The sequence below is a fragment of the Achromobacter sp. 10T422 genome, assembly GCF_056394065.1.
On sequence record NZ_JBFTHD010000001.1, the window covers coordinates 77,753 to 92,009 of the forward strand.

Annotated in this window: 9 protein-coding genes; 5 read left to right on the plus strand and 4 right to left on the minus strand. The window is 52.1% G+C overall.

Going from position 1 to position 14,257, the window contains the following annotated elements:
* The first annotated feature begins 5 nt into the window (after positions 1-5).
* The 5 genes from AC1DB0_RS00310 to AC1DB0_RS00330 all read left to right on the plus strand — a co-directional run bounded on the left by AC1DB0_RS00310 (position 6) and on the right by AC1DB0_RS00330 (position 7,390).
* Entirely contained in the window at positions 6-1,337 is a 1,332-nt protein-coding gene (locus tag AC1DB0_RS00310) for an aminotransferase class I/II-fold pyridoxal phosphate-dependent enzyme (RefSeq protein ID WP_476756822.1), read from the plus strand.
* A 95-nt stretch (positions 1,338-1,432) separates the two neighbouring features.
* On the plus strand, positions 1,433-3,454 hold the full coding sequence (locus AC1DB0_RS00315) for a capsular polysaccharide biosynthesis protein (protein WP_476756821.1): 2,022 nt from the start codon (positions 1,433-1,435) through the stop codon (positions 3,452-3,454).
* Entirely contained in the window at positions 3,451-4,683 is a 1,233-nt protein-coding gene (locus AC1DB0_RS00320) for a capsule biosynthesis protein (protein WP_476758561.1), read from the plus strand. Before AC1DB0_RS00315 ends, AC1DB0_RS00320 begins: the two co-directional genes overlap by 4 nt.
* Entirely contained in the window at positions 4,680-5,960 is a 1,281-nt protein-coding gene (tviB, locus tag AC1DB0_RS00325; protein ID WP_476756819.1) for a Vi polysaccharide biosynthesis UDP-N-acetylglucosamine C-6 dehydrogenase TviB, read from the plus strand. The genes AC1DB0_RS00320 and tviB overlap by 4 nt, the downstream gene beginning before the upstream one ends.
* A 71-nt stretch (positions 5,961-6,031) precedes the next feature.
* Entirely contained in the window at positions 6,032-7,390 is a 1,359-nt protein-coding gene (locus tag AC1DB0_RS00330; RefSeq protein WP_476758562.1) for a glycosyltransferase family 2 protein, read from the plus strand.
* A 347-nt stretch (positions 7,391-7,737) separates the two neighbouring features.
* Here AC1DB0_RS00330 and AC1DB0_RS00335 read toward each other — a convergent pair whose 3' ends face one another.
* The 4 genes from AC1DB0_RS00335 to AC1DB0_RS00350 form a co-directional block, all read right to left on the minus strand.
* The gene (locus AC1DB0_RS00335) at positions 7,738-8,568 is read right to left on the minus strand and encodes an alpha/beta hydrolase family protein (protein ID WP_476756817.1); all 831 of its coding nucleotides are present in this window, start codon (positions 8,566-8,568) and stop codon (positions 7,738-7,740) included.
* A 103-nt stretch (positions 8,569-8,671) separates the two neighbouring features.
* On the minus strand, positions 8,672-10,630 hold the full coding sequence (locus AC1DB0_RS00340) for a glycosyltransferase family A protein (protein WP_441371034.1): 1,959 nt from the start codon (positions 10,628-10,630) through the stop codon (positions 8,672-8,674).
* 72 nt (positions 10,631-10,702) lie between these two features.
* On the minus strand, positions 10,703-12,598 hold the full coding sequence (locus AC1DB0_RS00345; RefSeq protein ID WP_476758563.1) for a hypothetical protein: 1,896 nt from the start codon (positions 12,596-12,598) through the stop codon (positions 10,703-10,705).
* A gap of 50 nt (positions 12,599-12,648) precedes the next feature.
* Positions 12,649-14,244 (minus strand): hypothetical protein, encoded by a 1,596-nt coding sequence (locus AC1DB0_RS00350; RefSeq protein ID WP_476756815.1) that lies wholly within the window; start codon positions 14,242-14,244, stop codon positions 12,649-12,651.
* Between the last annotated feature and the right edge of the window lie 13 nt (positions 14,245-14,257).

The window sequence follows — 14,257 nt, forward strand, 5'->3', positions numbered from 1 at the left end:
GCACCATGAAAAAGTTGCCCGGCCTGGCGGCCGGCATCAAGGACAAACTCATCCAGCAAGCGCTGGAGCGCAAGCTGCGCCAGGCGTCTACGCCGGCCGGCCAGACGCCCGCGCGCCCCGCTGAAAAGAAGCCCGAGATTCCCGAAGAGCATTACCGCTTCCACCTGCATCCGGGCTACCAGCAACTGCGCATCATCAACGACGGCGCCAAGCGCCTGGGCGTGAAGAACCCGTTCTTCAAACTGCACGAAGGCACCGCCGGCGCCGACACGCACATCAGCGGCCGCGAATTCGTCAACTACGCCAGCTACAACTACCTGAACATGTCCGGCGACCCCGTCGTTGCCGCGGCCGCGAAGGCAGCCATCGACCAATACGGCACATCGGTATCCGCCAGCCGCCTGGTCTCAGGCGAACGCCCGATACACCGCGAACTGGAAAAGGAAATCGCCGCCTTGTACGGCGTCGACGACGCCATCACCTTCGTCAGCGGCCACGCCACGAACGTGTCGACCATCGGCTACCTGTTCGGCCCGCGCGACCTGGTGCTGCACGATGAATTAATCCACAACAGCGTCCTACAAGGCATCCAACTGTCAGGCGCGCGCCGCCTGCCCTTCCCGCACAACGATTGGGAAGCGCTGGATAGCATCCTGAACGAACAGCGCCACCAGTTTGAACGCGTGCTGATCGTGCTGGAAGGGATTTACAGCATGGACGGCGACTTTCCGGCGTTGCCCCGCTTCATTGAAATCAAGCAGCGCCATCGCGCGTTCCTGATGGTGGATGAGGCGCATTCGCTGGGCGTGATGGGTGCGCGTGGATATGGCATTCGTGAGCACTTTGGCGTGGATGGCAAGGACGTGGATATCTGGATGGGCACGCTGAGCAAGACGCTGGCGGGCTGCGGCGGATATATCGCGGGGGAGACGGCGCTGGTGGAGCATTTGAAGTTCCTGGCGCCGAGTTTTTTGTATAGCGTGGGGATGCCGCCCAGTGTTGCGGCGTCGGCGTTGGCGGCGTTGCGGCGGATGAAGGAATTGCCGGAAAGAGTGGCTGCGCTACAGGCGCGGGGGAAGTTCTTTTTGGAACAGGCTAAGGCGGCGGGGATTGATACCGGGACGAGCACCGGGTTGGCGGTGGTGCCGGCGATTATGGGGAGCTCGTTGAAGGCAACGCGGATTTCAGCGGCGCTATTTAAACAAGGGATTAATGTGCAGCCGATTCTGTATCCGGCAGTGCCGGAGAAGTCGGCTAGGTTGAGGTTTTTTATTTCTTGTATGCATACGGAAGAGCAGATATCTCGGACGATTCTCGCTTTCGCGCGACTATCCTGAGTCACTTTTGTAGATGAACCAACGCCCGAATATCGATCACCCATTTACTTGTGACTATTGGAACCTACTCCCGCCGGCTGTCGCAACAGCCTGGAATGAACGCCCTGCTCGGACAGTCAATAGCGTATTTGCGTCCAGGCTCGCGCCCATCCAATCGTAATTTGAGCGCACTTGCCGGCTGGGGATTCCGTCCTTCTACGACCCGCCCTCGCGCGATTGCTCAAAGTTGCGGCCTGCCCTTTATAGGCTTGGAGGACGGATTCTTGCGCTCGTACGGCACGGGCCCTGACTATCCCGCCCTATCCCTAGTGGTGGACGACCTTGGAATCTATTACGCGGCTGACCGTAGTTCCGCCCTGGAATCGCTCCTTGCGTCGGACACGGACGTATTGCAAGGGCCGGGGCAGGAGTACGCAAGTGCACGCGATCAGATCTTGGAGAAAGGTCTCAGTAAATACAATCTCGCGCCAGACCTTCAAACGCTACCCGGCCCCACTATTGCCAAACGCGTGCTTATCATCGATCAGACTGTCGGGGACGCCAGCATCAAATATGGACTGGCCAATGACAAGTCTTTTGAAGAAATGCTCAACGCGGCGCGTGAAGCGCACCCGGACGCGGTTCTGTACATCAAAACGCATCCTGAGGTTAGCGGAGGGGCGAAACAAGGCTACCTATCCAACACACCCGAGGACAGCCACACCATCCTGCTGCGGGATCCTGTCTCGCCGGCTAGCCTGTTGCCGATGATGGATCACGTCTATGTCGTGACTTCCCATTTCGGCTTTGAAGCGTTACTGCGCGGCATCCCCGTCACTTGTTTTGGCCTTCCTTGGTTTGCTGGCTGGGGGGCAACCACAGACCGCATAAGCTGCCATAGGCGTACCCGAACACGAACCGTAGACGAACTATTTGCGGCTGCCTATCTTCATTACACGCGCTACTTGAATCCTGAAACCTTAGAACAGGGTTCAATTTTTGACGTGATTGATTGGCTGGACCTTCAGCGGAGGATGCAGCGGGCTCTACCCGGTCGCAGCATCGCAGTTGGCTATCGACGATGGAAAGCGGAGAACGTCCGCTCATTCCTTAGCCCCAATCACGACTCCGTGCACTTCGTCCCAGACGCGCAAGCGGTCCGGAAGCTAAATCCCAGTGCGAACGACCGGCTGATCGTCTGGGGAGCATCTGCGCCGAATATGATTGACGCTTTGGCCCGTGAAACGGGAGCCAGACTGCTTCGCATGGAGGATGGTTTTATACGATCCGTCGGATTGGGATCGGATTTTGTGGCTCCGCATGCGTTGGTCATGGACGGCCATGGATTATATTTCGATGCGCGCCAGGGCAGCGACCTCGAGACCCTTCTGAATACCAGGAAGTTTACTGAGCGAGATAATTTTCGAGCGGAAAAGGTGCGTGCATTGATCGTTGAAAACCAACTGACAAAGTACAACATCGAACCTACAGAGTCCCCCTCTTGGGCTGGAGTGGCCCAGCGAGTCATCCTTGTGCCCGGCCAAGTTGAAGATGACGCTTCCATCCAGTACGGCTGCGGACCGGTCCGCGATAACCTTTCTCTGCTCCAAGCCGCCCGTCGAGCCAATCCCGATTCTTTCCTGGTGTACAAACCGCATCCCGATGTAGCCGTTCGGAACCGCAGGGGCAAGATACACGCCCATGACGCCCTGCAATATGCCAACCACATCGAGACGAAAGTATCGATCGTCAGCTGCATAAAATCGAGCGACGAGGTGCACACGATGACTTCATTAAGCGGCTTTGACGCCTTACTTCGAGGCAAAGCAGTCGTCACATATGGAATGCCATTCTACGCAGGGTGGGGTTTGACCACAGACCACATGGAAGCGCCGCGACGTGAACGGTCATTGACGCTGAACGAGCTTATTGCAGGTGTGATGCTTCACTACCCCGTCTATTGGGATTGGGTGTTGAACGGATACACCACCTGCGAAACATCGCTTCGCAGAATCATTCAGCAACGATCCGAATTGCTGTCCGCGAATCGGTTGTCGAGCGTCAGAAAATCCTACATACAACGACAGCTCCACAAACTTCGTTTGTGGGCCAAAGCCGGATTTTTAGTACAGCGATGAGCAGCAAGCAGCGATTTCTGTTCTTGCAAGGGGTCTGTTCCCCTTTCTTCCCGGCTTTGGCTAAGGGGCTCCGCCAAACGGGCTGCTCGGTGCACAAGGTAAATTTCACTGTCGGTGATCGAGTCTATTGGCGTCAGGGCCACGAAACATCGTTCCGAGGGCCGATGAGCAGCTTGACGGAGTTCTATCACCAAGAATTCGAGCGCAAGGGCATTAGCGATATAGTGCTTTTCGGCGACTGCCGTCCCGTCCATCAACCTGCGGTAGCGCTCGCCAAGCAGGCCGGCGTGCGCGTCCATGTCTTCGAAGAAGGCTACTTCCGCCCTTACTGGGTCACGTTGGAACGAGATGGCGTAAACGGGCACTCGGCACTGCCTTCCGACCCCGACTATTATCGCGAGCGGGCTAAAGAAGTTCCTGCCTACGACAACGGCGTCGCCTTTATATCCCCATTTTGGAAGCGCGCCGCATATGATATCGGCTATAACTTCTGGGCCGGACTAAATCCCATTCTTCATCGTGGCGTACAAAGTCACGTACCTTACAGTCCAGCCGTTGAATACACCAATTATCTGCGCAAAGGAATGGGCGCTCACATCTACCGTCGCCGCGCCCAATCGGTTCAAACGCGCCTTACGCTCGATCCACAGGTTCAGCCCTATTACCTATTCCCGCTGCAACTTGCGACTGACTCCCAGATCATATTTCATTCCAAATATGAAAATATGAGCGAGGTCATTGAAGAAGTGATCCGATCCTTTTCCGCACATGCCCCCGAGAACACCCTTTTACTTATAAAAGCTCATCCGTTGGATCCCGGCATCGTGAATTACGCGAAGCAGATTCGGGCTCTGAGTACGGAACTTCAAATCGGACGGCGCGTACTCTACATCGATGGAGGCCACTTGCCGGCGTTGATCAATGCCGCCAGGGCCGTTATTACCGTTAACAGCACCGTTGGTGGATCCGCTCTCCTCCATGGAAAACCAACGAAGACGCTGGGGCGTGCTATCTATGACATTCCCGGCCTGACTGACCAAGGGCCGCTCAGCAACTTCTGGCGCGAACCGCATAAACCGGATGTCCAGCTTTTCAAGAATTTTCGTAATGTTGTTATTCACGATACGCAGATCAATGGCGGCTTCTACTGCCAATCGGGTATAAATTTATCCGTCAAGAATTCCCTTCGAAAACTTATTCTGTCATTTTCGCACACTAGAGCACCATGAATAGACAAGAAGAGATTAAGCTCGCGGTCGTGGGTCTGGGATATGTCGGCCTTCCCCTCGCTGTAGAGTTTGGCAAGATCCGAGACGTCGTCGGCTTCGATATTAACGAGCCTCGAGTAACCGAATTGAAGGCTGGCCGTGACACCACATTGGAAGTCAGCGAAGACGAACTGAAGCAGGCGCTCGGTCTCAGCTTCACCACGGACAAATCCAATCTAGCCAATTGCAACTGTTATATCGTTACAGTGCCGACTCCAATAGACGAGTTTAAACGCCCCGATCTGACGCCTTTGCTCAAAGCCAGCGAAACAATAGGCAAGGCGCTGAAACGCGGCGACGTAGTCATCTACGAATCCACAGTCTATCCTGGCGCAACCGAAGAAGATTGCGTACCTGTGCTGGAACACGCCTCTGGCCTGCGGTACAACGTCGATTTTTTCGCGGGTTACAGCCCTGAACGGATTAATCCCGGCGACAAAGAGCATCGCGTGGCCGATATCAAAAAAGTGACATCGGGTTCTACACCAGAAATCGCTGAACTGGTCGATTCGCTTTACCGCACAATCATCCGGGCAGGCACGCACAAGGCTTCATCGATCCGAGTCGCCGAAGCCGCCAAGGTCATCGAGAATACACAACGCGACGTCAATATCGCCTTGATCAACGAACTCGCGCTGATCTTCAACAAGATGGGTATCGATACGGAAGCGGTCCTTGCGGCCGCCGGAACCAAGTGGAATTTCTTGCCGTTCCGCCCTGGCCTTGTTGGTGGCCATTGCATCGGTGTCGATCCCTACTACTTGACCCACAAAGCTCAGTCGGTAGGCTATCACCCCGAAATCATCTTGGCTGGCCGCCGCCTGAATGATGCGATGGGTTCATATGTAGCCAGTCAACTAATCAAAGCGATGACTCGGAAAAGAATCCACGTGGACGGTGCGCGCATCCTGATTCTCGGCTTTGCGTTCAAGGAAAATTGCCCCGATCTGCGCAACACTCGAATAATCGATATTGTGCGGGAGCTGCATGATTATAACGTGCAGGTCGACATTTACGATCCGTGGATTAATGCGGATGAGGCCTTGCACGAATATGGCATCAAGCCTATATCAGAACTTGAAGAAGATACCTATGATGGAGTCATCGTCGCCTTGGCCCACAAGCAGTTTCGAGAAATTGGCGCATCTTCGATACGCAAACTCGGAAAAACCGATAATCATGTCCTGTATGACCTGAAATACGTGTTCCCTGTAGACACGTCAGATCTTCGCCTATAGCTTCATATCGTTCGAGCTAGCGTCTTTCTTAATTAAACCAGCAAAATCGTTTGATAGAACCCGAGCCGTTAGTGAAAAATAGTTCATTCTTCTTTTATGAAAACTGGCTTCGGAACGGGTTCCGCTGGAAGTCGCCCTACCACGCCATCGCCTTTCGGGCGGCTACTAAACTATTCCCAAGTGCAGCCCATCTGTTACTTGATCACGGATTCCTAACTCGGGCCGCCGACCTCCTCTCTTCCTCAAGCTCCAATGCGAAACTGCTCACTGCGCAAGCAAGGGTGGCATATTTAAGTGGCGACCATGCGAGTGCCGTGGCATATTCGTTCGCTGCCTTAGATTCGCGAACCAATGCGGCGGATCAGCGGCGGGTCGTGAAACTCTTGGCTCGCATTTCGCCAAATGAGCTAATTGCCTGGTTGGACCGACGGGGCAAGCACGATTTGGCGCTGCGTATTCGCGCCGCCAGAGACGTTGTGGAGACTGGCGGTCTACTATTCCCGCAGCCTACGGGAGACGAGCGTCTATTGAACGCCAACCGGAAAAGAAATAGCGCTGAAAAGCTGTTCATACTGAACAGCTTTTGGGAGGAAATGGGGCTCTCGTCAATTAAATTGAGATCTGATACACCTGAGTTTGACATCAACTGTTTCTTGAATTCGCGTGCTGACCATCAAGTTAGCTTGGCAGAGAACGCCGATGTATCAGTAGTGGTGGCCGTTCACAATGGTGCCGCGTACATCGAATCCTCATGCATGTCAATATTGAATCAACGGGGCATCTTGTCGGAGTTGATAGTTATAGATGACGGCAGCACTGACAATACCTGGGAAATACTCGAAGAATTAAAGCAACGGTATGTGGGGCGGGTGATGTGCAAGCGCCTGGAACAAAATATAGGCACATACAAAGCAAAAAATATCGCTCTAAAGATGTGCAGACGCGAGTACATTGCATTTCAGGACGCAGATGATTGGTCACACCCTGAACGCCTTAGCACAGCCATAAAATGGCTCCGCGCAGACAGTCAGAACGTAGCCGTCACATCGCGCTACGTTCGCCTTGATAAAATCGGTGTTTTTAGTTCACCAGCAGTGTGGCCAATTCGCCAGTGGTCCCCAAATACTCTAGTAATGCGTCGCAAAGAAGTGATAGAAAAAGTCGGTATCTTTGATGAGGTCAGTGTAGGAGCAGATACCGACTACTTCGAGCGAATTCGCGCTACATTTGGAGATGGGAGAATTAACTTTCAAAAAGAAGTAATGCTTATTGCAATGAAACTCCCATCATCATTGATGCACAACAAGACTACTGGCATAAGTCAAAACGGCTATTCAGCACCCCGAATCGCCTATCGGGAGAAAAGAGCCGAAAGACTTTTACACTGCATATCCCTTCGGCGCGACCCCCATCACGACAATCTGCTCTAGCTCCCCATGCAACGGTGCTGTTCTATTTGCATCCTGAGCAAAGATACATGCAGAAATGAGCAAGAAAATATGCCCCATTACGGCGACGATAACCTGCGCATCGACGGCAGATCATCTACATTGAACAGCGTCTTCAACTCATCGGGAAGCGCGATTTCCGTGAAATTCTGGGCTCTGTAGCTATCATCAATCTATTTTCCACTGATGCGGAAAAACTCAAGAGGCGCCTCCCCCTAAAATAACATGAGCGGTTATTTTGGAAACGCATCACCGAAACAACGGACGCCTGACTACACCAGTCCATTACTACAATCGGCATAGCTTAAATTAAACACTGAATCACTCAACTAAAGCAGCGTTTCCACCCGAGCGGACATCTCTTCAAGAGTTAAAGGCGTGTGACCCGTGGAATCGACCCGTGCAGGAATAACTTCGACCCTCAAATTCTTGGAAGAATCGAGCAGAACACTATTTCGAAGATATTCGACGTGCTCTTCGTAATGATGAACATCAGATTCTTTGATGACCACCAACCCATTAGGGATATGATTAAGGCTCCGCATTAACTCAACCACATCGAGCCTAATCAGGTACTTTTTATCGATTTCGGCTATCGATTTTGTTCCGTAACATACTTGCGCCAACCGATCCATATGCGTAGTCCACATGTATTTGGGAAGACATGTTTGGGGGTTTTCTGAAAAAACCACACACGCCTCAGGATTGAACCCGACGGAAGGCGCCAGCGCGCCGGCCTGGAGCGCCACAAAACCGCCCAAAGAAGAGCCGCAGAACACGACTTTCTCGTATCCGAATTTCTGCTGCAGCGTCAAGATGTGCGCAAGGGATCGAAGAAGTACCCAATCGTCCTTGTTTCCCTGAAACCACGCGCCCAGAAATTCGTTATTCAGGCGCAACGTCGGGTCTGACACACAGAGCACATCTGCCCTTTCTATGTTCTCAGCCCAGGACCATCTATGGAAACTTGGTACATGCCGCTTACCGCGCACCAGTGCCGATGGGAAAAAGACAAACAGGTTCTTTCGACCTAAAGCATGCAGAAAATAATTGAACTTCCAGCCCGCCTCGACGAATTCGCAAACCGTCGAAGGAGCATTAGAATTTATGGTTATAGCATCCCACGAGGGGGCCACTCTCGCTTGCGCCAAGCTAGTCAATGTTTACACCTTGTTAGTCAAAAATCCTTCGCGCGGGATGTACATCACGAATCATCACAAGCGCGAGGTCGAAGCCGACAAATTGTGGCTGTATGGACCGAATCTAACGAAGCCGAGGGAAAATCTCGGAAACGTTGACATGGTCCGCGAATAGAGGAAGAGATGGACTTAGTGCCTTGCGCGCGTCTTCCTGCTGCTTTTCAAGCACACGCAGGATAGCCTTGTAACCCCAAGGTGCACCCTTTTTTAGCTCATCCACAATCAGGCGCTCTTTATCCTTAAATTCACCAAACAATGTCGAGTTATCTTCCGGCATTTCATTTTCGACTAGCCAACCCGAATGCCGAGCGAGGCACAATAGCGGAACATTTTTTCCCATTGCTTCATTTGCGAAGAATATGTCCACCATCCCTCCATTTCTCCAATTTGATGGATTCAACGTGTCAAAAACGGATGAATGAAATGCGACAGTCCCGGTTCCCAAATTATTGACCAAACGGGGTTGACTCATTTCGTCCTTAAAGTGATACACAAAACGCCGACGAAAATATTTCTCGACAGACTCCTCATATACGACGCCGTGAAGGCCCACGATCACTTTGTTGCCATATGCGGCCAAGTCTCTAATCATGGCTCTAACATAATCGAAAGGATAGACGAGGTCATCATCGCAAGTAAAATAGTAAAATTCGCCCTTGCTCTTCAGGTCATTGAAATTGACAAACTTGGCGTTATCCCGATGATCCTCCGGAAAATCACGCGAATGGCTCACTGTGATTTTATTTTCATTAAGAAGAAACGCCGGGGTTTCCTGATACTTGTCAAGATAGACGTACAAATGGTCCACTTGCGGAAGCAACCTGGAAACGACACATTCCAATTGTTTAATGCGCTTTGGAATACTACATACCGACGCGTAGACCCGCTCGCTCGGGGCGACAATGGCAGTAATAGATTCTGGATATTTGGCTACGGGTCTTAAGGGGGAAGCAGGAAAATTCTGCTTATACCACTCACGACGCTTCCTAGGATCATCAAAACGGCTCTTGAACTGCTTGACGTAATCCTTCCGCTGCTTGGAGCTGGTTTGTTCGACAGAGCCGTCTGCATTGAAGGTAAGCATATCGGCGACCAAGGATCCCGATCTCAGTTCGGCCAAATATAGCGAAACATCCAACTGCCGGATTCGATTTTTTCCATAAAGATGCTGCATGCGCTGGAACCACTCATCATCACCGGCTTTTCGGACGGCATCGAAGAAACCAATTTGATCGAATGCTTCCCGCCTTACCGCTAGGGTAATCAAACCATATTTAGAAAGAGTATTAGCAACAGGTACAATGCGGCCAGTCTCTGGATTAAAGCGGCAGTATTTTGTTCGAGTTGCTATTAGATCCTTATCATGCAGCAATGGTGCCACCTGCACCGTCACTCGATCCGGATGCGAGTAATCATCCGAGTCCTGAAACATGATAATCGAGCCACGTGCAATAGAGATTGCCGCATTCTTGGCAAGATACGTCCCGCTATTGCAATTTAGTCTCAACACGCGCAACGCTTTAGGCATGCGGCTAGCCAATTGAACCAATAGTTCCCATGTGCCATCCGTGCTCCGGTCGTCGCAGACAATCACCTCCACGTTGGAGTAGGACTGATTGATCAGCGACATAACTGCGTTTTCAACGGTGTTTACCGCATTATGGGACGTCATGGCGAACGTGACCAGCGGCAAGTCGACAGATGGAACGCCTCGAGGAAGGGTCTTTAAGCCCCTAAATTCGGACAATGATTGGATAGCAAAGTCCGTTGCCAACGGCGTATTTACAGACTCGGTGTCGGCTGGTGCCCGCTGCGGTGCAATCGCGATAGTTGCGATTGGCTCCCCGGGCACTACCGGCGTGACGGCTGCCCCCTTGACACCGGACAAGTGCTGACGGCAAAGCTCAATATTCGCACTAAACAAATGGAGGCCATAGAGCTCGCCAGCTTTAGAAAAAAGCTGTAGCGCTGCTTCGTATTTTTTATTCTTATATGCCAATATTGCTTCTTTAGCAATGCTCATAAAAACCATCCATCCGCATTCGAAATATTGAACCGTACATCGTAAGACATCCGGCACTCTAACAATAATTGATCATCCACGCCGGGCGCGTATCAAGCATGCTTTTTTCTCCATGGCCAAATCTATTATTTCTACATGTAAACCACGGCTTTTGATGTCGACGACCCATTTCTCGGCCACTTCTTTTTCATCCTCACGAGAGTAGTCGTCAAGCAGAACATCAACCGCAACATCCTTGAAAAGATCAAGAATCACTGGCACAGCCGGGTACCGTGCATGCTTGCCCGTGGCGGCGGTAGGGCCATCTACTATGACAAGCATTGACATTCCCTCCGGCTTGACGGAGCTCAGATAGTTGGATAATGCCCGCGTGCAGTCGTAGTATTGATATACCTCTCCATCCGCCGCCGCATAAGGCACCAGCGGTGCATGAACTAAACTCACATGCTCGCTCAATTGGGATTGCTCCAATTCATCGGCAGTCTGCTGGCAATACACCTCGGAATGTTCAAAGGTGATCTGAGCCGCCGATGGACGGCCCGAACGTCGCAGCCGATACAAAGTCTTCGCAATCAGTACAGTTGAAGATCCCGATCCAAATTCAATCACCAGATCGTAATTCCGCTTTACGAGCGAGTCGATTATGAAAAGGGCAAAGTCGGGACTGACAGGCCAGCCGTGGAAAGGCGGCAGATGCTCACCGTGCAAAAGGTAATTCTGGATATTCAGATGCGCCTCAATCTGCTGAGTTGAGTTGGATATCTCGGCCCTGACAACTCGTTCCAACCCCTTTCGGGTCGTCACCAAGTCTTTTACATGCCTGTCGGCATCAGCATCCAAACGTTCCTTGATGCGGCCAAACTCTTTTTTGATTATGTCTGTAATCAAAGCGCTATCTCGCGCAGTCCCTACGCCATTCCCCACTTCCAGAATCGACTTCTTGGAATTTAGAACCTCTTGCGTCACGGCATCGCATCTTTCCTCCAGCACCTTACGGACTCCTCGGATGTCCTTTGCGCGACGCTCGGCCTCATCCACCAACTGCTCGCTTAGGCGCGAAAGCGAATCAGCCATGTTGTGAATACTCAGAGCCGTATCTTTCTCTGCGGTGAGCTGTTCCATCAAGCGCGCATTTTCCGCTTGCACAACAGAGAGGTCTTTCGCAAGCCGAGCGCACTTTTCCTTTGCTGAACTAACTTCGCCGGCCGTGAGTTCTATCTCCCTGAGCATCCCCACCTTGGCGGCTGCGGACTGTGCATGCTGCAGCCGAAGCTCCTCAGCGAGCTGTGCTATGGTCCCAACGCCCTTCTCATAGAGACGACGCCATTCCCTCACAAAAAATAGCCGGACCACACCAGGGTGCTGTTCGGCATATTCGGCGCGCAAGACAAAACCCTTCTGATTGAGCACATCAATAGCAGCAGCGCGCGAAGGGCTCCATGATCCGTCAGGCAACTCATCCACGAGCGCGCGGCACTCCACGACATCCAAATGCTCAGCCTGCACATCGAGGCCGCTCAACAGATCGGCGGCCGGGATGCAGTCAATTGTCAGCCAGTTAAATGAAACGCCTGTCGACGCCGCCTCCTCTTTTAGCACCGTCTCAAGCGTCTTGGCGTCAATGGAGTGACGCGCCCGTTCTGTCAAATTGCGCCAAAGACCTCGAAGCTCCGCTGGGGCAACCAATCCGCTTTCTCGAGAGCTGGATGCCTCGAAAAAGCATGTCGGGCCAGCTGTCGGCGCAATCAGAATGTTGCGACTATGCCGGCCCTGGTGGTGAGCCAAATTCTGGCGCAACTGAAAAAAAACGTGCTCAACAGCCTCCACTGCGACAAGGCAGGGCACTTCCGAGKAATCAATCTCGGCAAGTTCCGCACCCGTACCTGCACCGATGTACAGCCATCCACTAATTGGAAAACTAATACATAAATGATCGCGGATAGTTTCGACCGCGAGCTGTTCTTCCAATTCTTTCCCCTTGCATGATCAGATTTAGCAGAACGCTAATATCGAAAATTCTAGTTCTTTGCAGACCTATATATATTGAATTCTCGTACCGCCTGCTTTAAAGCGAATGGCAGTTTCAACCAGCCGGCGAGTGATCTCGTATTTGCCAAATATGCGGATCCGAGCCGATAGGAAAGGTGTCGAGTGACTCTGAATGCTTCATCAGCATCGCGGTAGCTCGAAATGGGCGGAAGTCCGAGTTCTAACGGCTGGACATGCTTGTAGTCATTTTGTAGGTCTTTTAGTGCCCCAAGCATGCCTAGGCGGCCACCCCAGGATTTCGATCGTTGAATCATTAACGCACCCAGCTTATAAGCTAGCTGCTCTTTTACCCGCTCGGCAGCCCCATACAACGGTTGGACACTTTCTTCCTTCAACTTCTTGGCTTCAAGATAGTACTTTTCGAGCTCTTCTTGAACTGCATGAAGCTGATCTAACAATTGCTCATGACTTTGTTGAGCACGTGCAGCGTCGCTCCGAGAAATATCAACGGCACTTTGCAATGCGACATTGGCTTCCAGCAATTTTTCGTTATCCGTTTTCAGCTGCACGGCCTTGGCTTCACCTTCAGCCTGTACGAGACGATACTCAGCCAATAATTTCTGCATCCTGGCGGCTTCTTCGCGCTTCTCGGCGTCGCGCTCGATCGTCATCGCGTCCAGCATGCTCTGCAGTCGTCCTGTCCGCTGCTCCAATTCTCGGAACCCTAGCCATGCTGCCCTTACATTAGTCCCTTCGTCAAAATCACGCTGGGACGACAAGTTCGCGCTGGATTGAAGTTCTTCGTATAGCCGACCTACCTCTGGATATTCGGCTAATAGCTGCTGATCAAAATATTCACTCAACATGCTGCTACGAAATGACCCTTCACTTCGAGCGGATTTGTTTGGACGGCTTATTTCGCGTGCCGCATCGATTTCCGACGGATGAGGGAATGCTGCCGGCGCTAGTTCCGCTTCCCCATCGCCATCCAAAACGGAAACGTCCAGCCCACTGACAATCTGTGAAAGAAAAGCTGCAGGCGGTTCACTTAGTGGAGCATTTAATCTCGTGCGAAGCTGTTGCAGATACGCGTGCACGGATGACAAGGCTTCATCTGCATGAACCAAAATGCTACGGTCGCGATTGTAGTTGTGGAATCGCAAAATAGCAGAATTCACCATACACCAGTCGCGAAGCTGTTTGTCCAATAGCGCATCATTTTGTTCACGCGAACCTAAAGCGGCCTCCGTCAACGCCGTTCGCGGGTCGGAATAGACCAACACGAACTTCATTGAGGGATCCAGGGTCTTCCAGTAATCCAGAAGATGAACTGCGTTCGGATCCGACCACCCCCAGAAGTCTTGGTCGATATTGCCCAGCATTAAATCCAACACAAGGCCTTGCCATACGGGGCCGGGAGTCAGTTGGCTTAGAGCTCCTGGGGCGTGGCTCTTATCCCGTTCACCATCCAGGGCGCTTGCCTTGAGTATGGTAGAACCGATCTGCTGGGGACTGAATCCCTCCTTCCGGCTCGGTAAGGGGGTAGCCATGCCGCACTGGTTCAGAAGATCTTCGATGTCCCCGCAGGCTGCGGAAGGATGACCAACGATAAGAAGCTTATTCATAAAAATATTGATC